The 22,920-nt window shown below is 71.9% G+C and carries 19 protein-coding genes; 10 read left to right on the forward strand and 9 right to left on the reverse strand.

Annotated features, from left to right (window positions below):
- Window positions 1–63: 63 nt before the first annotated feature.
- The 6 genes from acs to Ani05nite_RS27330 all read left to right on the forward strand — a co-directional run bounded on the left by acs (window position 64) and on the right by Ani05nite_RS27330 (window position 9,218).
- Complete coding sequence (gene acs / locus Ani05nite_RS27305; RefSeq protein WP_203772939.1) at window positions 64–2,049, forward strand: acetate--CoA ligase; 1,986 nt, start codon at window positions 64–66, stop codon at window positions 2,047–2,049.
- Window positions 2,050–2,321: 272 nt separating this feature from the next.
- Window positions 2,322–4,727: an immune inhibitor A domain-containing protein gene (locus Ani05nite_RS27310; RefSeq protein WP_203773191.1), complete on the forward strand. Its 2,406-nt coding sequence runs from the start codon at window positions 2,322–2,324 to the stop codon at window positions 4,725–4,727.
- Window positions 4,728–4,822: 95 nt separating this feature from the next.
- Window positions 4,823–5,215, forward strand: coding sequence for a hypothetical protein (locus Ani05nite_RS27315; RefSeq protein WP_203772941.1), 393 nt, complete (start codon window positions 4,823–4,825; stop codon window positions 5,213–5,215).
- A gap of 164 nt (window positions 5,216–5,379) precedes the next feature.
- Window positions 5,380–7,749 carry an immune inhibitor A domain-containing protein gene (locus Ani05nite_RS27320; protein WP_438845630.1) on the forward strand — a complete coding sequence of 790 codons (2,370 nt, stop codon included), beginning with the start codon at window positions 5,380–5,382 and terminating at the stop codon, window positions 7,747–7,749.
- Between the two features lie 68 nt (window positions 7,750–7,817).
- The gene (locus Ani05nite_RS27325; RefSeq protein ID WP_203772945.1) at window positions 7,818–8,279 is read left to right on the forward strand and encodes a superantigen-like protein SSL4; all 462 of its coding nucleotides are present in this window, start codon (window positions 7,818–7,820) and stop codon (window positions 8,277–8,279) included.
- An 18-nt stretch (window positions 8,280–8,297) separates the two neighbouring features.
- Complete coding sequence (locus Ani05nite_RS27330) at window positions 8,298–9,218, forward strand: alpha/beta fold hydrolase (protein WP_203772947.1); 921 nt, start codon at window positions 8,298–8,300, stop codon at window positions 9,216–9,218.
- Window positions 9,219–9,224: 6 nt separating this feature from the next.
- On the opposite strand, the gene Ani05nite_RS27335 is transcribed toward Ani05nite_RS27330, so the two are convergent.
- The 4 genes from Ani05nite_RS27335 to Ani05nite_RS27355 all read right to left on the reverse strand — a co-directional run bounded on the left by Ani05nite_RS27335 (window position 9,225) and on the right by Ani05nite_RS27355 (window position 13,919).
- A complete protein-coding gene (locus Ani05nite_RS27335; protein ID WP_203772949.1) occupies window positions 9,225–9,590 on the reverse strand; it encodes a UCP033725 family protein in 366 nt (121 codons plus the stop codon).
- Entirely contained in the window at window positions 9,587–13,024 is a 3,438-nt protein-coding gene (locus Ani05nite_RS27340; protein ID WP_239130672.1) for an SseB family protein, read from the reverse strand. The genes Ani05nite_RS27335 and Ani05nite_RS27340 overlap by 4 nt, the downstream gene beginning before the upstream one ends.
- 253 nt (window positions 13,025–13,277) lie before the next feature.
- On the reverse strand, window positions 13,278–13,571 hold the full coding sequence (locus Ani05nite_RS27350; RefSeq protein ID WP_203772953.1) for a WXG100 family type VII secretion target: 294 nt from the start codon (window positions 13,569–13,571) through the stop codon (window positions 13,278–13,280).
- A 24-nt stretch (window positions 13,572–13,595) separates the two neighbouring features.
- Window positions 13,596–13,919, reverse strand: a complete 324-nt coding sequence (locus tag Ani05nite_RS27355) for a WXG100 family type VII secretion target (RefSeq protein ID WP_239130673.1) — start codon at window positions 13,917–13,919, stop codon at window positions 13,596–13,598.
- A gap of 295 nt (window positions 13,920–14,214) precedes the next feature.
- Between Ani05nite_RS27355 and eccE the strand changes: the two genes are divergently transcribed.
- The 3 genes from eccE (at window position 14,215) to rarD (ending at window position 17,627) form a co-directional block, all read left to right on the forward strand.
- Window positions 14,215–16,077, forward strand: a complete 1,863-nt coding sequence (gene eccE / locus Ani05nite_RS27360; protein ID WP_239130674.1) for a type VII secretion protein EccE — start codon at window positions 14,215–14,217, stop codon at window positions 16,075–16,077.
- Window positions 16,078–16,200: 123 nt separating this feature from the next.
- Window positions 16,201–16,584: a phage holin family protein gene (locus Ani05nite_RS27365; RefSeq protein ID WP_203772957.1), complete on the forward strand. Its 384-nt coding sequence runs from the start codon at window positions 16,201–16,203 to the stop codon at window positions 16,582–16,584.
- Between the two features lie 95 nt (window positions 16,585–16,679).
- Window positions 16,680–17,627 carry an EamA family transporter RarD gene (rarD, locus tag Ani05nite_RS27370; protein ID WP_203772959.1) on the forward strand — a complete coding sequence of 316 codons (948 nt, stop codon included), beginning with the start codon at window positions 16,680–16,682 and terminating at the stop codon, window positions 17,625–17,627.
- Between the two features lie 13 nt (window positions 17,628–17,640).
- On the opposite strand, the gene Ani05nite_RS27375 is transcribed toward rarD, so the two are convergent.
- The 3 genes from Ani05nite_RS27375 to Ani05nite_RS27385 form a co-directional block, all read right to left on the reverse strand.
- Entirely contained in the window at window positions 17,641–18,348 is a 708-nt protein-coding gene (locus Ani05nite_RS27375) for an anti-sigma factor family protein (protein ID WP_203772961.1), read from the reverse strand.
- Complete coding sequence (locus Ani05nite_RS27380; protein WP_203772963.1) at window positions 18,345–18,857, reverse strand: sigma-70 family RNA polymerase sigma factor; 513 nt, start codon at window positions 18,855–18,857, stop codon at window positions 18,345–18,347. The genes Ani05nite_RS27375 and Ani05nite_RS27380 overlap by 4 nt, the downstream gene beginning before the upstream one ends.
- Window positions 18,858–18,946: 89 nt before the next feature.
- Complete coding sequence (locus Ani05nite_RS27385) at window positions 18,947–19,741, reverse strand: IclR family transcriptional regulator (protein ID WP_203772965.1); 795 nt, start codon at window positions 19,739–19,741, stop codon at window positions 18,947–18,949.
- A gap of 153 nt (window positions 19,742–19,894) precedes the next feature.
- On the opposite strand from Ani05nite_RS27385, the gene Ani05nite_RS27390 reads away from it, so the two are divergent.
- Window positions 19,895–21,109 carry an MFS transporter gene (locus Ani05nite_RS27390; RefSeq protein WP_203772967.1) on the forward strand — a complete coding sequence of 405 codons (1,215 nt, stop codon included), beginning with the start codon at window positions 19,895–19,897 and terminating at the stop codon, window positions 21,107–21,109.
- A gap of 49 nt (window positions 21,110–21,158) precedes the next feature.
- Here Ani05nite_RS27390 and Ani05nite_RS27395 read toward each other — a convergent pair whose 3' ends face one another.
- Window positions 21,159–22,151, reverse strand: coding sequence for a polyprenyl synthetase family protein (locus tag Ani05nite_RS27395; protein ID WP_239130688.1), 993 nt, complete (start codon window positions 22,149–22,151; stop codon window positions 21,159–21,161).
- Window positions 22,152–22,480: 329 nt separating this feature from the next.
- On the reverse strand, window positions 22,481–22,882 hold the full coding sequence (locus tag Ani05nite_RS27400) for a hypothetical protein (protein WP_203772969.1): 402 nt from the start codon (window positions 22,880–22,882) through the stop codon (window positions 22,481–22,483).
- Window positions 22,883–22,920 lie beyond the last annotated feature (38 nt).

Consider the following 22,920-nt stretch of genomic DNA (forward strand, 5'->3'; position numbering starts at 1 on the left):
GGGCCATCCCGGCAGAACTAGTGTTCACACGAAGCGACCGGTCATGGCAGAGGAGCCGCCCTCATGAGCGAGACACTGGAGAACCTGTACTCGGAGACGCGGACGTTCCCGCCGCCGGCCGAGCTTGCCGCCAACGCGAACGTCACGGCCGAGGCCTACCGGGAGGCCGAGGAGGACCGGCTGGGCTTCTGGGCGCAGCAGGCGCTGCGGCTGAGCTGGGCCAAGCCGTGGGAGCAGGTGCTGGACTGGTCGAACGCCCCGTTCGCCAAGTGGTTCGTCGGCGGCGAGCTGAACATCGCCTACAACTGCGTGGACCGCCACGTCGAGGCCGGCCACGGCGACAAGGTCGCGATCCACTGGGAGGGCGAGCCCGGCGACACCCGCGCGATCACGTACGCGGACCTGCTCACCAGCGTCAGCCAGGCCGCCAACACGCTCACCGAGCTGGGCGTGACGGCCGGCGACCGGGTGGCCATCTACCTGCCGATGATCCCGGAGGCCGCGGTCGCCATGCTGGCCTGCGCCCGGATCGGCGCGCTGCACAGCGTGGTGTTCGGCGGCTTCTCGGTCGACGCGCTCGCCACCCGGATCCAGGACGCCGACGCCAAGCTGGTCATCACGGCCGACGGCGGCTACCGGCGCGGCAAGCCGTCCGCCCTGAAGCCGACCGTCGACGAGGCCGTCGCGCAGTGCCCGAGCATCGAGCACGTGCTGGTCGTCCGCCGCACCGGCGAGGACATCGCCTGGGGCGAGAAGGACCTGTGGTGGCACGAGACCGTCGAGCAGGCCAGTGACAAGCACGAGGCCCGGGCGTTCGACTCCGAGCACCCGCTGTTCATCCTCTACACCTCCGGCACCACGGGTAAGCCGAAGGGCATCCTGCACACCACGGGCGGCTTCCTGACCCAGGTGTCGTACACCCACCACGCGGTCTTCGACCTCAAGCCGGAGTCCGACGTCTACTGGTGCACGGCCGACATCGGCTGGGTGACCGGGCACTCGTACATCGTCTACGGTCCACTGTCGAACGGCGCCACCCAGGTCATGTACGAGGGCACCCCGGACACCCCGCACCGCGGCCGGTTCTGGGAGATCGTCGACAAGTACAAGGTGAGCATCCTCTACACCGCGCCGACCCTCATCCGCACCATGATGAAGTGGGGCGACGACATCCCGGCCAAGTACGACCTGTCGTCGCTGCGCATCCTGGGCAGCGTCGGCGAGCCGATCAACCCCGAGGCCTGGATGTGGTACCGCGAGCACGTCGGCCACGACAACGCCCCCATTGTGGACACGTGGTGGCAGACCGAGACCGGCGCGATGATGATCTCGCCGCTGCCCGGCGTGACCGCCTCCAAGCCGGGTTCGGCGATGACCCCGCTGCCCGGCGTCTCCGCCGACGTGGTCAACGACGAGGCCGAGTCGGTGCCCGACGGCGGCGGCGGCTTCCTGGTGCTGCGCGAGCCGTGGCCCTCGATGCTGCGCGGCATCTGGGGTGACGAGCAGCGCTTCAAGGACACGTACTGGTCCCGCTTCGGCAAGGGCGCGGGCGCCGGGGACGAGTGGGTCTACTTCGCCGGCGACGGCGCGAAGCGGGACGAGGACGGCGCGCTCTGGCTGCTCGGCCGGGTCGACGACGTCATGCTGGTCTCCGGGCACAACATCTCCACCACCGAGGTCGAGTCGGCGCTGGTGTCGCACCCGTCGGTGGCCGAGGCCGCCGTGGTCGGCGCGACCGACCCGACCACGGGGCAGGCTATTGTGGCTTTCACCATTCCACGCGGCAATGTGGACACTTCGGGCGATGCCGGCGAGCAGCTGATCCAGGATCTGCGCAACCACGTGGCCAAGAAGCTCGGTCCGATCGCCAAGCCGCGGCAGATCATGCTGGTCGCCGAGCTGCCCAAGACCCGCTCCGGCAAAATCATGCGGCGCCTGCTCAAGGACGTCGCGGAGAACCGTTCGCTGGGTGACGTCACCACGCTGCAGGACTCCGCGGTGATGGACCTGATCTCCTCGGGCATGCAGGCCGGGAAGTCCGAAGACTGAGACAATCATCTATAAACGGCGGCAGACCTGCGATCGTGGGGTCTGCCGCCGTTTCATGAGCACAGTCCATTTTCGGGCTTTTGCCGGTCCTTGCGTTATGTCAAAACCATAATGCATAACCATCACCCATCAATATCGTTCACCTCTTCCAAGACATCGGTCCGTTTGCATACGTTCACGTGAGCCTCGAATCCGAGGCCGGTTTACCGCCGTCCGCTGCACCCCAGCGCTCGGTCACGTCAACGGAGGTACACGTAGTGCGCAAGGTGGTCGTGGGACTACTCGGCGCCGCGATGGTCACCAGTGTCGGGGTCATGCTCCCCGCCGGTGCCAACGCCGCCCCGCCAGTGGATCCAGCGCCGGTCGCGAAGGCCGATGCCAACTCAGCACCTGTCGACGATCTGCCCAACCCGCTCGAGGACAAGCGCCGCGCCCTGCGGGAGCAGGCCGTCGCGGACGTGGTCAGCGGCAAGGCCAAGGCAGTGACCAAGAACGGCAGCTCGGTCGTCAAGGTCGGCCGGACGCAGGGCTCCGGCACCAGCAACCGCGCCGTGGCCAAGGCCGGTCAGGACCAGTACGTCGAGGTCGGCCGCGAGAAGACCGACCGGATCTTCGTGATCCTCACCGAGTTCGGCAACGAGCGCAGCCCGAGCTTCCCGGACAAGGACACCAACGCCACCATCCCGGGTCCGGCACGCTTCGACGGCCCGCTGCACAACCAGATCCCCGAGCCGAACCGGGCCGTCGACAACTCGACGGTGTGGCAGGCGGACTACTCGGCGGACTTCTACCGCAACCTGTACTTCGGTGAGGGTTCGGGCGTCGAGTCGGTCAAGACCTACTTCGAGAGCCAGTCCTCCGGCCGCTACAGCGTCGACGGCGAGGTCACCGACTGGGTGAAGGTGCCGTACAACGAGGCCCGCTACGGCCGCTCCAACGACCTGCCGACCGACGCCAACGGCGACGACCCGGCGGTCTGCGCGAGCCAGGTCTGCAACAACACGTGGGCGCTGGTCCGCGACGCCGCCAACCAGTGGGTCGCCAACCAGAAGGCCGCCGGTCACAGCGACGCCGAGATCGCCGCCGACATGAAGTCGTTCGACCAGTACGACCGCTACGACTTCGACGGCGACGGCAACTTCAACGAGTCGGACGGCTACATCGACCACTTCCAGATCGTCCACTCCGGCGGCGACCAGGCCGACGGCGACCCGCAGCAGGGTGAGGACGCCATCTGGAGCCACCGCTGGTACGCGTACGGCACCGACCAGGGCCGCACCGGCCCGGCCGGCAACTTGCTCGGCGGCACCCAGATCGGCAACACCGGTATCTGGATCGGCGACTACACGATCCAGCCCGAGAACGGCGGCCTGTCCGTCTTCGTGCACGAGTACACGCACGACCTCGGCCTGCCGGACGACTACGACACCTCCGGTGGCGGCGACAACAACAACGAGCACTGGACTCTGATGGCGCAGAGCCGGCTCAGCGCCAAGGAGGACCAGGGCATCGGTACCCGCCCCGGCGACCTCGGCGCCTGGAACAAGCTGCAGCTCGGCTGGCTCGACTACGAGACCATCGTGCCCAGCCAGAAGAAGACCCTGAACCTCGGTCCGGAGGAGTACAACACCGCGAAGGCCCAGGCCGCCGTGGTGGTGCTGCCGGACAAGGAGGTCTCCACCGACCTCGGTGCGCCGTTCGCCGGCACCAAGCAGTTCTTCTCCGGCAACGCCGACGACCTCAACACCTCGATGAGCAAGTCGATCGACCTCACCGGCAAGACGACGGCAGCGGTCACCCTCAAGGGCCGCTACGACATCGAGGCCGACTACGACTACCTCTACTTCGAGGCCACCACCGACGGCGGCACGACGTGGACCCGCCTCAACGGCACGGTCAACGGCGCGGCCTTCCCGACCGACGCCAGCGGCACCCCGGCGCTGACCGGCAGCACCGGTGGCGCCTGGGCCGACATCTCGGTCCCTTTGAACGCCTACGCGGGCAAGAAGGTCGACTTCCGCCTGCACTACCTGACGGACGGCGGTGTCTCCGAGGGCGGCTTCTTCGGCGACGACGTCACCATCACCGCAGACGGCGCGACCGTGCTGGCCGACGGCGCGGAGGGGGCCACCACCTGGGCCCTCGACGGCTTCTCGATCGTCGGCGCCACCTCGACCGAGGCGTTCGACAACTTCTACATCGCCGGTCACCGCAGCTACGTGTCGTACGACCGGTACCTCAAGACCGGTCCGTACTTCTTCGGTTACCCGGCGCAGCCGGACAAGGTCGACCACTACTCGTACCAAGAGGGTCTGCTGATCTCCTACTGGGACACGTCGCAGGTCGACAACAACACCAACGTCCACCCGGGCACCGGGCGCAACCTGTACATCGACGCCCACCCGGCGCCGTTCTACAACCTCGAGGGGCTGCCCTGGCGGGCCCGCGTCCAGGTGTACGACGCGCCGTTCAGCCTGAAGAAGGCGGACTCGTTCACGCTGCACATCAACGGCAAGCCCAGCTACATCCGGGGCCAGGCCGCGCAGCCGCTGTTCGACGACACCAAGAAGTACTTCTACGACGAGCTGCCGAACCACGGCGTCAAGCTCCCCGCCGCCGGCGTCAAGATCAAGGTCGTTGACGTGGACGGGACCTCCATGAAGGTCAAGTTCGGCTGATCCACCGCGCACCGACCGGCGCCCGGGGAGTTCGCTCCCCGGGCGCCGGCCCGTTTCCGGGGAACCGGCGGCAGCCGGCGCGCGTCCCAGTCACCGTGACGATTTCCCGGTTCCTGGCGCTGGCCACCGCTCTGACCTTCCTGTCCGGCTGCGGCGCCGCCGGACCGGAGCCCGCCCAGGCGCCCCCGCGCGGCGAGGAGTCCGCGTCGGCCCTGCCGACGCTGACGGCGCCCACCGCACCCCCGAGCGAGCCGACCGACGACACCAAGGCCACCACGACCATCGTGGGCACGGTGAACCGCGGCGGGAATGGCCCCTGCTACGGCCTCGTCACCGACGACGGCGTCCAATATGCCCTCTATGAAGCCAAGGGCCGGGCATTGACCAAGGGCCTTCGGATATCCGTCGACGCCGTTGCGTCCCGCTTGCGGATCGACTGCGGGACGGGCACTCTCGTCGAGGTCAAGGCCCTGGCCCCGCTGCGCTGAGCGCGGAATCATAAAGATCTCAATTCATTTGTGGCCAGCACTTCCATACATCTGACTGTTTGCATACGTTCTCCTGAGCCCCGAATCACGGGGCCGTTTACCGCCGATGCGCTGCACCCAGCGATCGGTCACGTCAACGGAGGTAGTACGTGCGCAAAGTAGTCGTGGGACTACTCGGTGCCGCAATGGTCAGCAGCGTCGGGATCTCGCTCCCCGCCGCGGCGATGGCGGCCCCTCCGGTGGATCCGGCCCCGAAGTCGGCCAGCAAGAAGGCCCCGGTGGACGAGCTGCCGAACCCGTTCGAGGACAAGCGCCGCGAACTGCGTGAGGCGGCCATCAACGGCATCCTCAAGGGCACCGTCAAGACGCAGCAGCGCGGTGGCAGCACCGTCGCCAAGCTGGGCAAGACCCGTGGCGGCGGCGAGACCAACCGCAAGGTGGCCCGGGCCGGCCAGGACCAGTACGTCGAGCTCAGCAACGAGCGCACCGACAAGATCTTCGTGATCCTGGCGGAGTTCGGCAACGAGCGGCACCCGAACTACCCGGACGTCGACAGCGACCCGGCCACGCCGGGCCCGACGACGTTCGAGGGCCCGCTGCACAACAAGATCCCGGCGCCCGACCGCACCAAGGACAACACCACCGTGTGGCAGCCTGACTACAACCAGGCCCACTACGAGGAGCTGTACTTCGGCAAGGGCAAGGGCGTCGAGTCGCTCAAGACCTACTACGAGACCCAGTCGTCCGGGCGCTACAGCGTCGACGGCGAGGTCTCCGACTGGGTGAAGGTCAAGTACAACGAGGCCCGCTACGGTCGCGACTGCGACATCACCGGCGCCTGCACCGACACGAACATGTGGGCGCTGGTCACCGACGCCGCCAACCAGTGGGTCGCCGACCAGAAGGCCGCCGGGCGCACCGACGCCCAGATCAAGGCCGACATGGCCAGCTACGACCAGTGGGACCGGTACGACTTCGACGGCGACGGCGACTTCAACGAGCCGGACGGCTACATCGACCACTTCCAGATCGTCCACGCCGGCGGCGACCAGTCCGACGGCGACCCGCAGCAGGGTGAGGACGCCATCTGGGCGCACCGCTGGTACGCGTACAACACCTCGGCCGGCGTCACCGGCCCCGCCACCAACAAGGCGGGTGGCACCCAGATCGGCGACACCGGCATCTGGATCGGTGACTACACCGTTCAGCCCGAGAACGGCGGCCTGAGCGTCTTCGCTCACGAGTACGGCCACGACCTCGGCCTGCCGGACGACTACGACACCTCCGGTGGCTCGAACAACAACAGCGAGTTCTGGACCCTGATGGCGCAGAGCCGTCTCTCCGGCGCGGGCGAGCCCCTCGGCACGCGCCCCGGTGACCTGGGCGCCTGGAACAAGCTGCAGCTCGGCTGGCTGGACTACGAGACCGTCGTCGCGGGTCAGAAGAAGACCCTCAACCTCGGCCCGCAGGAGTACAACACCAACAAGGCGCAGGCCGCGGTCGTGGTCCTGCCCGACAAGGAGGTCACCACCGACCTCGGCGCGCCGTTCGCCGGCACCAAGCAGTACTTCTCCGGCAACGACGACAACCTCAACACCACGCTGACCAAGTCGGTCGACCTCACCGGGGCCACCGCGGCGTCGTTCGACCTCAAGGGCCGCTACAACATCGAAGAGGGTTACGACTACCTCTACTTCGAGGCCTCCACCGACGGCGCCACCTGGACCGCGCTCAACGGCACGGTCGACGGCGCCCCGCTGGGTGTCGACGGCGCGGTTCCCCCGCGTCCGGCGCTGAGCGGCGACGGCGGTCCGGCGTGGAAGAACATCAGCATCCCGCTGACCGCGTACCTCGGTAAGAAGGTGCAGGTCCGCCTGCACTACATCACCGACGGTGGCTTCTCCGCGGGCGGCTTCTTCGGCGACGACCTCACCTTCACGGTGAACGGTGCGGCCACCGACGTCGACGGCGCCGAGGGCACCCCGACCTGGACCGCTGCCGGCTTCAGCGTCGAGGGCTCCTCGATCACCGCCGAGTACGACAACTTCTACATCGCGGGCAACCGCACCTACACCTCGTACGACCGGTACCTCAAGACCGGCCCGTACAACTTCGGCTGGGCCAGCACCAAGCCGGACTGGGTGGAGCACTTCTCGTACCAGCAGGGTCTGCTGATCTCGTACAACGACACGTCGGTCGCTGACAACAACGTCAACGTGCACCCCGGCCAGGGTCGTAACCTGATCATCGACAGCCACCCGGCGCCGTCCTACAACCTCGACGGCACCCCGTGGCGCTCGCGGATCCAGCTGTACGACGCGCCGTTCAGCACCAAGAAGGCGGACTCGTTCACGCTGCACATCAACGGCAAGGCCAGCTACATCCGCGGCCAGGCCGGGCAGCCCACGTTCGACGACACCAAGAAGTACTTCTACGACGAGATCCCGTGGGCGGGCGTCAAGCTCCCGGCCGTCGGCGTCAAGATCAAGATCGTGAAGCAGACCGGCACCACCCTGAAGGTCAAGTTCTCCTGATCGACCGCACCACCGCGACGCCCGGGGCCTCGGCCCCGGGCGTCGCCCCTTTCGCACGGAGGTGGGCCATGATCTCGTTTTCCCGTACGGCCGCAGCAACGGTCCTGCTCCTCGGAGGTCTCACGGCGTGTTCGGCCGAACCGGCCGTGGCGCCGGGAGCCTCCGCGCCGGTCACGCCCAGCGGCTCGGTCTCCACCGCCACGTCGGAACCCCCCGCCCCCTCACCCAGCGGCCCGTACAACTCGGTGCCGGCCGGTCCCCCACCGTCCCGGCCCGCCGGCATCCCCAAGACGCCCACCGACACCATCCCCTCGCCGGGCTGGGTCGAGGGCACGGTCACCCGCGGCGGCACCGGCCCCTGCTACGGCCTGGTCACGTTCGACGGCGTCGCCTACGCGATGCACTCCACCCAGGGCGTCAAGCTGGCCCAGGGCGAGCACATCCGGGCCGAGCTGACCCCCGCCAAAGCACGCATCGCCTGCGGCGAGGGCATCCCGGTGAGCATGGGCGGCCTCCAGCGCTTTCCCTAGGCCCGTACGCTGGTCGGCATGAGTGCCCAGGTGGACGAGGCGTGCGTACTGACGGAGGGCCCCTGGACCCACCGTTTCGTCGGCGCCAACGGCAGCCGCTTCCACGTCGTCGAGGCGGGCGCCGGGCCGCTCGTCCTGCTGCTGCACGGCTTCCCCGAGTTCTGGTGGGCCTGGCACGACGTGCTGACCCGCCTGGCCGACGCCGGCTTCCGGGCGGTCGCGGTCGACCTGCGCGGCTACGGCGCCAGCGACAAGCCCCCGCGCGGCTACGACGGCTACACGATGGCCGCCGACGTGACCGGCCTGATCCGGGCCCTCGGCGAACGCTCCGCGATGATCGTCGGCGCGGGCGCCGGTGGCATGATCGGCTGGGCGGCGGCGGCCTTCCATCCCAAGATGGTCAGCCGGCTGGTCGTGCTGGGCGCCGCGCACCCGCTGCGGCTGCGCGCCGCCCTGTTCGCCGACCCGCGCGGCCAGGCCAAGGCGAGCGCGTCCATGCTGCGCTTCCAGGTGCCGCGCTACGAGCACGTGCTCACGAAGGACGACGCGGCCCTGATCGGCGAGCTGATCCGGCAGTGGAGCAGTCCGAGATGGACGGAGACCGCCGAACACGCGGAATACGTCGCGCGGTGCCGGGAAGCCATGCAGATCCCGCAGGCGGCGTTCTGCGCGCTGGAGGCGTACCGGTGGGTGTTCCGGTCGGCGCTGCGGCTGCAGGGCTACCGCTTCGTCAAGCTGATGCAGAAGCCGCTGGTCACCCCCACCCTGCAGATGCACGGCGAGCTGGACACGGCGGTGCTGCCCCGGACGGCGCAAGGCTCGGGCCGCTACGTGATCGCACCCTACGAGTGGCGGCTGATCCCGGAGGTGGGCCACTTCCTGCACCAGGAGGCGCCCGACCTGGTGACCGGCGAGATCCTGCGCTGGCTCAAGGCCTGATGCCGGTCAGACCCGGTGCTCGTAGAGCTCGGTGACCTCGTGGGCCGGGGCCCAACCCTGGTAGACGCCGAAGTCGAACTCCTCCAGGCCCAGCTCCCGGGCGACCGGCGCGCGGCCACCCGTGTACTCCAGCCGCAGCCAGTTGTCCGCCTCGGCCAGCACGATGAACGGCTCATCCCGCCACGAGCAGGTCGTCCGGACGTAGACCAACTCACCGAACTCGCCGGGCTGGAGCACGCGGACGTACCGGCCGGGCCGGACCTCGGTGAAACCCTCGGCCGGCTCAGGCGCGTAGACCCGTACGTTCTCACCGTCCGGCGCGGCGTCGTACTCGCGGCCGCGCCAGTTCACCACGTAGCCGTCCCGCATCACTGCTCACCGACCCGGCGCCACATGGGCGCGTCACAGTCGAAGACCGCGATGAGCTGTTCGGCGCCGTCGACGATCCGCCACAACTCCGCGCCGTGCGGCAGCCGCACACTGTCCACCTTGAACTCCGCGATGACGTCCTTGCCCTCGCCGGGCGCGAACCCGTTGCCCCGGAAGGGCGGCCGCTCGATGACCCAGCCGTCCATGGCCCGCAGCGCCTGCTCGCTCTGCCCGCCGTACGGGATGCGATAGAGGCTGGGCCGGTGAGCCGGCCAGCGGAGCACGAAGGCCTCCTTGGCGTCCGCCCGGTAGGGCGAGCCGTCGTAGAGCAGGCCGAGGGCCGCGAAGAGCTCGCCCGGCTCCCGCAGGTGCTCGACCTCGCCGGCGCGGTGCACGAACCCGGCGACCCGGTCGTAGCCTCGCTCCAGGTAGTAGTCGATCTGCTCGGCCGGCACGGCCTTCTGCATGACGGTGAGCTGCGCGGACGGCTCGGCGGGCCGCTGCGGCTGCGCGGCGGGCGCGTCCACCGGGTCGCCGCCCAGGCCGGCCTCGACCGCCCAGCTGGCCAGCGCGATGACCTGCGGGCCGGGGTAGCGGGCGCCGATCGGCGAGGTCGGGTTGACCGCGAAGGACCAGGCCGGATCCGGCCAGTTGCGGATCAGATCGACGAACCGGACCCCGACGGTCCGGGTCGGCTCGGCGAAATGCTCGGCGAGCCGGTCCCGGCTGGTGAAGACGACGAGGAACACGTCGCCGTCGATCTCCTCGGTCCGGAACGCGAAGCCGGACTCGCCCGGGGCGCTGCCGGGGCGCGAGTTGTTCGCGACGGGCACCAGGACCGTGGCCAGCAGCAGGGTGGAGAGGAAGGAATCGGTGCTGGCCTCGTCGACGGCCCGGTAGAGGTCGCGCTCCACCTCGTTGGCCGGGACGAAGTCGTCGTCGTAGTCGATGGTGGCCGGGGCACCGCCCGGGATCGCGGGGTCCGGTCCGGCGCCCGGGGCGTGGCTCCCCGCGCTCGCGGGGGCGGCGGTTCGCGAGCCTGTCGGGTGCGGGCCGGCCGGCTGGGTCTCGGGCCGGGACCCGGTCGGCGATGCGGCCTGGCTGTCCGGCGGGAGGGCCGGTGCCTGACCCGGGGGCGCCGGGGTCGAAGCGGTCGACGGCGGGACGGTGGGGCGGGCCGCCGGGGCCGGGACCACGGGGGCGGTTGTCGACCGGGCGGCGCCGCCCGCGCCGGGGATAACCGGCGGAGCGAGGCCGGGTCGCGGCTGCTGCGCGGCGCCCGGCTGGTTCGCTGTCGCCTGATCCGTGCGCAGCTGCGATGCCGGGGGGTGCTGGCCGGCCGACGACGGCTGCGGCGAGGAGGGCTGGGCCGACGGGGACTGGGTCGTCGGGGCCGGGCTGGAGCCGGCGCTGCCCTTGGCCGCGAGCGCCTGAGCGGCGGCGGCCATGGAGGCGGGCCGCTCCTCCGGCGGGGTGACCTGGCGACGCGGCAGCCCGCCGGGGCCCGTGCCCCGGCCATCCGCGCCCTGCTCCGAACCTGGGCGGTCCGCGCCCGGTCGGGCCGGCGAACCGGAGCGCTCAGCACTGGACGGTGCGGAACCGGAGTGCTCCGAGGCGCTCGGCCCGGCGAGCTTGGCGGAGATCGCGCCGCCCGGCCCGGCCAGCTTGGCCGAGATCGCACCGGCCGACCCGGCGGAAATCGCATCGTGGGGACCGGCGGAGACCGCATCGCGCGGACCGGCGGAGACCGCATCGCGCGGACCGGCAGAGACCGCATCGCGCGGACCGGCGGGAACCGTATCGCGCGGACCGGCGGAGATGGCGCCGGCGCCCGTCTGGCCCGGGGTGGTGTCCCCGGCCGGGCCCGAGGCCGGGCGGCCGGAGCCGGCCGAGGCGTCGTCGGTGTCCGGCGGGGGTGGGATGTGGGCCGGAAGCGGCGGTGTCTGCGCCATCGGCGTGCGCGTGGGAAGCGGAGAATCGGGACGCTGTTGCGACAATCCGGATGAACTGGACGCGGGCGGGCCACCGGCGGGGCTCGGAGCAGCGCTCCGGTCGGCGGGGGCGCCTGGCCCGGAACGGCTGCCCAGCGCGTCCAGGGCGCTGGCGCCGGAAGCGGGCCGCGTGGGCGCGCCGGCACCGCCCTGACCAGCGAAACCACCGGTCGGAACGCTCGGTGGGCGGTAGGCCGCGGGCACGTCACCGGGCCGAGCCGGCGCTCCGGAAAGGGGCTGCACCCCGCCCCGCTGCATGTCGCCGGGCCGCCCGGCACCGGGCATCCCGCCGGGCTGCGCCCCGCCAGGCTGCGCACCGCCAGGCTGCATACCTCCGGCCTGCATACCTCCGGGCTGCGCTCCTCCAGGCTGCTGCACCCCGCCAGGCCATGCCCCGCCCGGGCGCGCCGACGGCTCGCCCGGTTGCCCGGCGAAGCCGCGCGGCTCCTGTCCGGCACTGCCACTACCAGCGCCGGGCTGGCCCGGACGGTCGCCGCCCGGAGCCTGACGGTCGCCGCCCGAAGCCTGACGGTCGCCGCCCGAAGCCTGACGGTCGCCGCCCGAAGCCTGACGGTCGCCGCCCGGAGCCTGACGGTCGCCGGGCTGCGTGCCGAAGCCGTTGAACTGGCCGCCCGGGATGCCGCCACCGGGATCGGCGGGGGCGCCGGGCACGCGCGAGGGAAGTCCGCTCGGCATGACCGCGCCGGGCGTGCGCAGCGGCAGTCCGCCCGGTCCGACCTGCCCACCCGGGCCGGCCTCCGGCGCGGAGGGAGCCTGGCCGGCCGCATAAGCCGCGCCCGCAGGTGCCCCGGAAGACGCCTGAGCAGCTGAAACAGCCCCGGCAGACGCCGCGGCGCCCTCGTGGGGAGAACCACCGTGACCGGGACCACTGGAGGCCGGACCGGCCTGGATGGGCCCGCCCGCGGCCGCGGCTGCGTAGCTCTGGTCCGCGGCGTTGTAGCCCTGGGCCGCCGCCGTCGCCGCCAGGGTCGCGGCCGCGTGCAGGTCCTGGATGCGGTTCGGGGCGTTGCTGCCCTCGCGGCCCGGGCCGCGGGTCGGCAGGCGCAGGTCACCGCGGGAGAGCTGGGCCACGAACCAGGCCGGCAGGTAGCCCTCGATCGGCAGGCCGGGGTTGACCGCCAGCCACCATTCGAGGTTGGGCCAGGTGTCCGCCAGCTCCGCGTAGGCCACGCGGCGGGCCGAGCCGGTGTAGTCGGCCAGGCAGGCCTGCAGCGCCGCCGGCGAGGTGAAGGCGAGGACGTGCGTACGGCCGCCGGTGCTCCACGTGCCCCAGCCGAGCGGGGCGAGGCCGGCGAGGGCGTCCGCCGAGACCGGAAGGAGCAGGTCGACACCGGCGAGAATGCGGAAGTAGGACTCCTGGTCGTCGGTGCGCAGGGCGTTGCGCATCGCGATCTCGGCGTCCGTAGCCGGTTCCCACTCGGTCACGTCCACCTCTCCCTTCGCGGCGAACGGGCCATCTCAACGCGTACAACCTACAAGGTCAGGCCCCGATCACAATGGGCGGCTGGATGCATACAACCTTCCAGAGGCTCCGGCGGCGTGATCGGCGTCCGTCAGGAGATGATTGTGTCGCCCAGCGACACCGCCCGATGACCCGGGGTAGCCAATTCACCCCGGGGGACGGAAACGGCCGGAGCGGACCGCTCCGGCCGTGCCGCGAAGATGGGTTCCTCAGAACTCAGGAGAAGCGCTTGGCCGCGTTGCCCTCGGTCGTCGCGTAGTCCTGCGCCGACCGGTCCACCGCCCCCTGGATGTCGCGGAGGATGTTCTTGAGGTCGGTGGCGGCCGTGTCCCACTTCTGCTGACGCTGGTGGTACGCCGCCTGAGCCTTGCCCTCCCAGGTGTCGACCAGCGGCTTGGCCACCGCCACGAGGTGGGCGAGCTTGGTGTCGAGCTCGTTGACAGCGCTCTGGATGTCGACGCCGGCCTCAGCCAGGGCAGCGAAGTTGACGCGAAGCAAACCGTCGTTCATGTCGTGCTCCCTTCCAGGTCGGAGTTAGAGCGGCAGGCTGACGCCGCCGCCACCGGACTTGGTCACCATGCTGGCGGCCGAGGAGTCGGTGCTGTCGTAGCTGACGCCGGAGGTCTTGATCGCCTCCGCGGTGTCCGCGAGCGCCTTGTTGAGCTGCGCAAGATCCTGCTGGTACTGGTTCTTCACGGTCTCGAACGCGCGGCCGCCGCTGCCGACCCAGGCGGTCTGCAACCCGGAGAGCCGATCAATGAGCTTGTTGAGCATCGCGGTCAAATCGGCGTTGACCTGTTCGAACTCCGCGGAGACCCTTGCCATATCCGCGGAACTTGCCTGCGTCGTCTCGGACACCCCGGACGTCACCCCGCTCTCTTCACAATCGTCTGTCGCGCGCCCGGTCCGATCAGGACAACTCACTCGACCCGGCGCATCTGACGTGGCATTCAGGTTAGCCTCTTCCGCTTTGCGGTGGGGGGCACCCCTGAGCTGCTCGTTGTCCGTTGTCGTCGCTGACGGTAACGGGCCGCGCGCAGTCGCGGTAGCCCCGGTGGACAACCTGTGGATATCGACGCCGCCCCCTGCGTACGCGGCCCGCGCCCTACGATGAGGCCGCGCAGGCAGCGATCCAGGAAAGGCGGGCGCGACGGTGACGGCAGACCTGGCGGGCGGCCGCGACTTCCCGGAGCTGGGCGGGGCGGGCGGGCGGCTGCCGAGGGTCCGCTCCGGGCCCGTCCGACATGGACGATTGTTCGGTATTCGCACCGGGCAATGGGTCAGCACCCAGGTGGCGGTCGTCGCCTTACTCATCGGCGCCGTCAACGGCCCCCTCACCCTTGCCGCCGCGGCTTTCCTGGCGATCGTCCTGCTGGCCGTCACGTGGCTGCGGTTGCGCGGCCGGTGGGCGTTCGAGTGGCTCGGCACCGGGCTGCGCTTCGCGAGCCGCCGGCACACCGCACCCCGGAGCGAGGCATCGACCGCGCTGCTGGAGTTCGTCGCGCCCGGCGCCCGGATCGAGCAGACCGAGCTCGCCGGCGACCCGGCCGCCGTGATCGTCGACGGATCGGGCCTGACCGCGGTGCTGGAGCTGGGCGACCCGGGCGGCCTGCTGGCCGAGGAGACGGTGATCCTGCCGTCCCCGGCCGGCCTGCTGCCGCCCGCGGGCACCGAGCACCCGCCGTGCCGCCTCCAGCTGCTCCTCGTCGGCGCGCCGGCACCGACTCTGCGGGCCGGCGGCGGCACCCCGGCCAACTCGTACCGCCAGCTCACCGACGGCCGCCTGCTCGGCCACAGCCGGGCGCTGCTGGCCGTACGGGTGCTGCGCGCCGAGGGCTGGTCCGAGGACGACCTGCGGCGGGCCCTGTCCGGCCTGGTGCGCAAGCTGCTGCGCCGGCTCGGACCGGCCCCGGCCCGGCCGCTCGGCGAGGCCGCCGCCCGGCGGGTGGTCGCCGAGCTGGCCCACGACGACGGCATCGACGCGGCCCAGGAGACCTGGCCCGGCCTGCGGGTGGGCAGCCTGACCCAGGCCACGTTCCGGCTGCACCGCTGGCCGGACCTGCGCATCGAGACGTCGCGCCGGCTGGTGGCGCGGTTGCTGACCCTGCCCGCCGCCGCCACGACCGTCGCCCTGGGCGTGGGCCCGCGCTCGGCCACCGGCGCGGACACCGCGACCGACCTGACCATCCGGCTGGCCGCGCCCGACTCGGCCGCGCTGTCCGTGGCCACCCAGGCGCTGCGCAAGCTGCTGGCCGGCGAGCGCGCCGCGGCCCGGCGGCTGGACGGCGAGCACCTCGACGGGCTCACCGCCACCCTGCCGCTCGGCATCCCGGCGACGCCGCGCGTGCCCGGCCGGCCCAGCCCCGACGAGGCCCGGGCCGACCTGCTGGACGACCTGCAGCTGCCGGTGGGCCACGCCGGCCTCATGATCGGCAGCAACCGCAAGGGCGAGCCGGTGATCGTCCGGCTGTTCCGCCCGGAGCAGACCCGGGCGCTGCTGGTCGGCGGCGTGCGCTGCGCGCAGCTGGTGGCCCTGCGGGCGATGGCCCTGGGCGCCCGGGTGGTCGTGCAGACCGCCCGGCCACAGGCCTGGGAGCCGTTCGTCCGGGGCGCGGCGGTGCCCGGCGAGGCGATCGCGGTCATCCCGCCGGGCCGGGCGGTGGAGATCCCGCCGGGCTCGGCGCTGCACCCGTTGCTCGTGGTGGTCGACATCGGCCCGGTGGGCGCCGACAACCGCCCGGGCGCCGGCTGGCAGGCCACGCTGGTGGTGCGGGACGACTTCAGCCCGGCCGACGCCGACGCGGCCTCCCGGGCCGACCTGCTGCTCGTGCAGCCGCTGCGCCCGGAGGAGGCGGGCCTGGTCGGCGCCGCCCTCGGGCTCGGCGAGGCGGCGAAGTGGCTGACCCAGATCCGCGCGGACATGGTGGGCGTGATCAACCGGCGCGCGGTCCGCTGGGCGGCGCTCTCCCAGACCCCGATCGAGGCCCAGCTGATCGGGCCGCCGGTCCGCGGCTGACCCCCGGCCCGGCGCGCGGGGGCCGGGCGCGCGAGCGACAACCGTGGATCAAAGACAACGACCTCGACAAGATCGTGGAGTGTCGCCCCACCGAGTGGCCCCGGCGTGGCACCATCCGTTGCCATGGGCATCCTCATCCGGCTGGTCATCACCGCCGTCTCGCTGTGGATCGCGACGGTGCTGGTCGACGGCATCCGCCTGACCACCGACTCCCCCGGGGGCAAGGTCGGCACCCTCCTCGCCGTCGCGGCGATCTTCGGCATCGTGAACGCGGTGCTGCGGCCGATCATCAAGACCGTCGGCTGCGGGCTCTACGTGCTCACCCTCGGGCTGATCTCGCTGGTCGTCAACGGCCTGCTGTTCCTGCTGGTCAGCTGGATCGCCGGCCAGTTCGACCTGCCGTTCCACGTCGACGACTTCTGGCCCAGCGCGATCCTGGGCGCCCTGCTGGTCGGCGTGGTGAGCTGGGTCCTCAACATGCTCGTGCCCGACGGCGGCGACGACTGACCGGCCCCGCCCGTCGAGCCGCCGGACCGCGATTGGCCTGGTGAGCTACGACATAGGCAAGGACCGGACCTCGGCGGGGACCTTACGGTGAGGTCATGGGCGAGGAACGGCGAGGGTATCTGTACGGCCTCACGGCGTACGCGCTGTGGGGCTTCTTCCCGATCTACTTCAAGTTGCTGGCGCCGTCCCCGCCGCTGGAGATCCTCGCGCACCGGGTGATCTGGTCCGTCGTGTTCATCAGCGTGGTGCTGCTGGCCATGCGCAACCGGCGCTTCCTCGGCCGCATCCTGCGCGACCGCCGGCTGCTGGGCGGCATCACGCTCGCCGCGGTGCTGATCGGCGTCAACTGGGCGACGTACATCTACGGCGTCAACTCCGCCCGGGTGGTGGAGACCGCGCTGGGCTACTTCATCACGCCCCTGTTCGTCGTGCTGCTCGGCGTGACCGTGCAGCGGGAGCGGCTGCGGGTGTGGCAGTGGGTCGCCGTCGGTACGGGCGCGCTCGCCGTCGCGGTGCTGACCGTCGACTACGGGCACCTGCCGTACATCGCCCTGGTGCTGGCGGCCAGCTTCGGGTCGTACAGCTTGATCAAGAAGCGGCTCGGGCTGCCGCCGGCCGAGGGCCTGTTCTTCGAGTCGGCCGTGCTGGCGGTGCCCGCGCTGGGCTATCTGACCTGGCTGAACGCGACCGGCGGGGCGCAGTTCGGGCACGTGTCGGCCGCGCACACGGTGTTGATGCTGCTGGCCGGCGTGTTCACCGCCGTACCGTTGCTGCTCTTCGCCGGGGCGGCCAACCGGGTCCCGCTGGTCGGCATCGGCATCCTGCAGTACGTCGCGCCCATCCTGCAGCTGGCCTGCGGGGTGCTGCTGTTCCACGAGCCGATGCCGCCGGCCCGGCTGGCCGGTTTCGCGCTGGTCTGGACCGCCCTGGTCATCTTCACCGTGGACGGCCTGCGCGGCGCCCGGAACGCCGCTAAAGGGAGGGCGGCGGCCGGCGCAGCGGCCGCCACCGCCGTACCAGCCGCCGCCCTTCCGCCGCGCTGACGAGGCGGGCCCGTCAGGGGACGTCGTAGGAGAGCAGAGTCCGGTCGTCCGTGCGCACCAGCGCCAGCCGGGAGAGCGTGCCGGCGGTGAAGTGCGTCAGTCCGGACATCTTGACCTCTTTGCCGGGCGCCGCCGTCCACGAGCCGAGCTGCTCGCTCTCGTCGTCCGGCCCGTACGCCATCAGCCGGATGGTGTACGGCTCGGACTGGGCGTCGCCGTTGTAGAAGCAGACCAGGTTGATCCGGGTGCCGCCGCCGGCCGAGGCCAGGTTGAGCCGGGCGTTCACCTGCACCCGGTCATTCGCCGGGGTCATCGCGATGGTCGGGCCGGGCACCGAGGGGTCCGGGGCGCCGCCGCGGCCCATCCAGAACACCGCGCCGATGCCGACGACCAGCGCCAGGCAGGCCGCCGCCAGCGCCGAGCCCAGCACCCGCCAGCGGACCCGCCGGCGTTCCGCGCGCCGGGTCGACTGCGCGGCGGTGACCAGATCCGGCATGCTGTTGCGCCGGGTGCGCGGCGGCGGCAGGTCGGGGGCGAGCAGCTTCTCGAAGTCGGCCGGGTCGAGCCGCCCCAGCAGGCCGGGCAGCACGGCGATGTCGGCGACGGCCTCGCGGCAGAACGAGCAGGTGGCCAGGTGCCGTTCGTAGGCGGCGCGCTCGGCGGGCGACAGGGCGCCGAGGACGTACGCGCCGTCGTCGTGCTCGTGGTCGCATCTCATCATCCCGTCACCCCCATCTCGTCCAGTACCAGGCGCAGCGACCGCAGGGCGTAGTGCGTGCGCGATTTGACCGTGCCGGGCGGCACGCCCAGCCGGGCGGCCGCCTCCGCCACCGACCGGCCCTGGTAGAAGCACTCCACCAGCACGTCGCGGTGACTCGGGGACAGCCGTCCCAGGGCTTCCGCGACGGTCCAGGCCTCCACGGCCCGGTCCGCCTCGTCCGCGCTGGGCGGCGGCTCGGGAATCATGTCGGTGACCACCTCACCCACCCGGACGGACCGGCGTCGCCAGGCGTCGATCGCCAGGTTGCGCGCGGTGGTGAACAACCAGGACCGCACCGCGCCGCGTTCCGGGTCGAGCGCCTCCGGGTAGCGCCAGGCCCGCAGCAGCGTTTCCTGCACCAGGTCCTCGGCCCGCTGCCGGTCGCCCCCGGAGAGGCGGACGGCGTGCGCGAACAGGGCTTCCCCGTGCTCCTCCTGCAGCGCGCGCAACAGCTCAGCATCCTGATCCAAGCCTGCCGACCTCCTCCGCGCGCTCCCACCCGTACTACGTGCTCGGAGCGCGGGTGGTTCAACGGCGGTCGGGCCGGTACTTCACCAGGTCAGGCGGTGGCGGCGTCCCCCGCCGAGAGGGCCTCGGCGACGCTGCGGGCGGCCGCGGTCAGCTTGGCGCGTACCACCCGGGCCGAGGTCAGCATCTCGGCGGCCGGCAGGGCGCAGGCCAACACCAGCCGGCGTTCCATGTCCCGGTCGGTGACGACGTTGACCGCCGCGCAGGCCAGGCCCTGACGGAACTGGCCCATCTCGAGCTGCATGCCCCGCCGTTCCCCGGCGGCCAGGTCGGCCTCGAGCGCCTCGGGTGAGGTCAGCGTGGCCGGGGTGAACGCCCGCATGCCCCAGTCGCGCAGGTACCGAGCGCGCTGGTCGGCCGTCAGCGTGGCCAGCAGGGCCTTGCCGAGGGCGGTGGCGTGCCCGCCCTCGTCGAAGCCGGGCACCATGTCGTCCATGAACGGCGACCGGGCGCCCTCGGCGGACGCGGTCACGGCTATCCGGCCGCCGACGAAGCGGCCCAGATAGTGGCTGTAGCCGGTCTCGACCGCGGCCCGGCGCAACGCCTCGCCGACCGACGGCGGCCCGCGGAAGGCGGAGACCAGCTCGCGGTAGCGATCCGCGATCTCCAGACCGACGATGTAGGTGCCGTCTTCCCGCCGGATCACATAGCCTTCGTACGCCAAGGTACGGACAAGGTGATACGTCGTCGCAACGGTCAGCTCACATCGCCGAGCGATCTGTTTCACGGTGAGTCCGCGCGGGGCCCGTCCCACCGATTCGAGTACACGCAAGGCGCGTGACACGCTCCGGATGAGATCTGACGGCTCCGCCAGGGGGTCGCGCACAGCCACCTCCGACGCCGGGGACTTACACCATATGAATAATCTTCCCCGGACGGAATGCCTGGAGCGTGTCGACCATGACTGATATCTACGCCTCGTGTGGTCATTGACACTCACCGTCCCGAGGTGACCGGGGCCCGGCATACTCTGCGTCTGATGGCCGAACCGCTGACCGACCCCGCCGAGACCGCCGCGACCAGCGCGAACGCGGTGAGCCCGCGGCGCGCGGTCTCCAGTGCCCTCACCACCACCATCGCCTGTTCGGTTCCCGTCTTTCTGGTCGGCGGTCTCGCGGTGCAGATCGGGCACGAGCTCGGTTTCAGCCCGGCCGGTCTCGGCCTGGCGGTCTCGGCGTACTTCGGGGCCAGCGCGCTCGCCTCGGTGCCCGCCGGCGCGCTGGTGGAGCGGTACGGCTCGACCGCCATCGCCCGCGCCGGCATCGGCCTGGCGGCGGCGTGCCTGCTGACGATCGCGGTCGCCGCCCGCTCACTGTGGAGCCTCATCGCGATCCTGGCGCTGGGCGCGGCGGCCAACGCGATGGGCCAGCTGGCCAGCAACACCAGCCTCTCCCGGCACGTGCCGGTACGGCGGCAGGGCCTGTCGTTCGGGGTGAAGCAGGCGGCGATCCCGGTCAGCACGCTGCTCGCGGGTGCGGCCGTACCGGCTGTGGCGCTGACCGTGGGCTGGCGGTGGGCGTTCGTGCTCGCGGCGGCCGGAGCAACGGCCGCGCTGTGGCTGGTGCCGGTCGAGCGGGCCGACCGCCGGTCGGCGCGCGGCGGCGGCGGCGAGCGGGCCACGGCGGCGCTGGTGGTGATCGGCGTCGGCGCGACCCTGGCCGCGGGCTCGGCCAACGCGCTGGGCACCTTCCTGGTCGACTCGGCGGTGGCGGACGGCGTCGCGCCCGCGGCCGCCGGGCTGGCCCTGACCCTGGGCAGCGCGGTCGGCGTCGCGGCCCGCATCGTCGACGGCTGGCTGGCCGACCGGATGCCGGACCGGCAGATCAGCGTGATCGCCGGCATGCTGGCCGTCGGGGCGGCCGGCCTGGGAGTGCTGTCGGTGCTGAACCCGGCCACGCTGATCGCGGGCGTCGTGCTGGGCTTCGGCCTGGGCTGGGCCTGGCCCGGCCTGATGAACTTCGCCGTGGTCCGGCTGCACCCGCAGGCGCCGGCCGCGGCGACGTCGATCACCCAGACCGGGGTGTACGCGGGCGGCTGCCTCGGGCCGCTGAGCCTGGGCACGATCGCCGCGGCGGCCGGCTACCCGACGATGTGGACGGTGGCGGCGATCGCGATGCTGTGGGCGGCGGCGGCGATGGTCATCGGCGGCCGGATGCTGCGGCGCCACGCGGACCGCACTGTCGCGGCGGCGTGAGGCGACGGCGGGAAAGGGCTCAGGAGCGGGCGGGAAGCACGCCCGGGGCTCAGCTCGTGCGGTCGGCGATGAAGTCGCAGAGCGACTCCATGGCCCGGCGCGGTGACCCCTGCGGCAGCGGCGCGAGCCGGGCGCGGGCCTCCTCCGCGTACGTCCGGACGGTCTCGCGGGCCCGCTTCATCGCGGCGGACTCCCGCAGCAGGCCGAGCGCCTCGGCGTGCAGCGCGTCGTCGACCAGCGGGCCGGAGGCGAGCAGCTCGCGCAGCCGGACGGCCGAGGCGTCGGTGTCGTCGCCGGCCAGGGCGTAGAGCACCGGCAGCGTCGGCACACCCTCGCGCAGGTCGGTGCCCGGCGTCTTGCCCGACTGCACCGACTCCGACGCGATGTCGAGCAGGTCGTCGGAGAGCTGGAAGGCGATGCCGATCGTCTCGCCGTACCCGGTCAGGGCCTCGACCTGCTCGGGGGTGACGCCGGAGAAGAGGCCGCCGAAGCGGGCCGACGTCGCGATGAGCGACGCGGTCTTCTCGGTGATGACGTTCAGGTGGTGCGCGATCGGGTCGGAGCCGCGCGCCCCGGCGGTCTCGGCGATCTGGCCGTGCACGAGCCGGGCGAACGTGCGCGCCTGGAGCCGGACCGCCTCGGGGCCGAGCGAGGCGGCGATGTCGGCCGCCCGGGCGAAGAGGTAGTCGCCGACGAGGATCGCCACGGAATTGCCCCAGCGGGAGTTGGCGCTGGGGGCGCCGCGGCGCACGGTGGCCTCGTCCATGACGTCGTCGTGGTAGAGCGTGGCCAGGTGGGTCAGCTCGACCACCAGGGCGGCCGGAACGATCTCGGGGCGGGCCGGGTCGCCCATCTCGGCGCCGAGGGCGAGGATCAGCGGCCGGAACCGCTTGCCGCCGGCGTCCATCAGGTGCCGGGCCGCCTCGGCCACCAGGGGATCGGCACTGGCGACGTTGCTGCGCAGCGCATCCTCCACAGCGGCGAGCGTCGCGGACACCGACGCGTCGACCGCGGGGTCGATGTCGAGGCCGAACGACGTCAGCGCGCTGTCTCCGGTGCTCACCACACTTTCACGATGCCATACGACCCGGACCCGGGCGGGCCCAGGGGTCACCGTGGCAAGATCAAAAACCCGACGACGGTACGGATTCGGCGAAGTCGGCGCCGCCACCGCCCGGCGGGCCTGCCCACTCGCCCTGATCAGGCCGCCTCCGGCCGGGTCGCCGGTGGGGCGGAGCCGGTTCCGGGGCCGCGCGCTCCGCCAAAAGTTGGCATATCCGACAGGTCGGGCTGTGGCCGGTCTCACTCGGTGGATCCGCTCACCGCCACCCCGGAACGGCCGGCCCCGGTCGGGGCCGGCCGTTCGAGCTGTCAGACCCGTGGCAGCCGGATGAGCACCTGGGCGCCGCTGATGTCCGGCGGATCGACCGCCGCGAAACCGGCGGCGCTGAGGATGGCCCGCAACGCGCCCCGCATGGCCACCGTCACCTCGCTCGCGAAGCGCAGATCCGGGCTGCCGAGATCCAACGCCTCGACCGCTCGGCGCGAGGCCGCGTGGAGCTCGGGGTCCGGTTCCCAGACGAAGAACAGGTCGGCGCCGCCGTCGTCGGCCCGCTCGAGCCAGGCGTTGACTCCGGCCGCCGGGCCCTCCGTCCCCGGTTGGTCCACGAGCCGGGCCGGCAGTCCGGCCCGGGCGATCGCCGCGACCGCGTCACGGGCGCGGTCGCGCAGGGGCCCGAAGTCCTCCCACGGCCCCTTGGCAGGCAGCGTCATCACTCTTCCCTCCGCAGGGCCATTCTGCCGCGCCGGAC

This window comes from Actinoplanes nipponensis, assembly GCF_016862275.1.
Taxonomy (GTDB): domain Bacteria; phylum Actinomycetota; class Actinomycetes; order Mycobacteriales; family Micromonosporaceae; genus Actinoplanes; species Actinoplanes nipponensis.

Bases quoted from the DNA above. Each gene is read 5' to 3' on its own strand.
- acs (WP_203772939.1), top strand. From the start codon at position 64: ATGAGCGAGACACTGGAGAACCTGTACTCGGAGACGCGGACGTTCCCG.
- Ani05nite_RS27325 (WP_203772945.1), top strand. From the start codon at position 7,818: ATGATCTCGTTTTCCCGTACGGCCGCAGCAACGGTCCTGCTCCTCGGA.
- Ani05nite_RS27330 (WP_203772947.1), top strand. From the start codon at position 8,298: ATGAGTGCCCAGGTGGACGAGGCGTGCGTACTGACGGAGGGCCCCTGG.
- Ani05nite_RS27350 (WP_203772953.1), bottom strand. From the start codon at position 13,571: ATGAACGACGGTTTGCTTCGCGTCAACTTCGCTGCCCTGGCTGAGGCC.
- Ani05nite_RS27365 (WP_203772957.1), top strand. From the start codon at position 16,201: ATGGGCATCCTCATCCGGCTGGTCATCACCGCCGTCTCGCTGTGGATC.
- rarD (WP_203772959.1), top strand. From the start codon at position 16,680: ATGGGCGAGGAACGGCGAGGGTATCTGTACGGCCTCACGGCGTACGCG.
- Ani05nite_RS27375 (WP_203772961.1), bottom strand. From the start codon at position 18,348: ATGATGAGATGCGACCACGAGCACGACGACGGCGCGTACGTCCTCGGC.
- Ani05nite_RS27390 (WP_203772967.1), top strand. From the start codon at position 19,895: ATGGCCGAACCGCTGACCGACCCCGCCGAGACCGCCGCGACCAGCGCG.
- Ani05nite_RS27400 (WP_203772969.1), bottom strand. From the start codon at position 22,882: ATGACGCTGCCTGCCAAGGGGCCGTGGGAGGACTTCGGGCCCCTGCGC.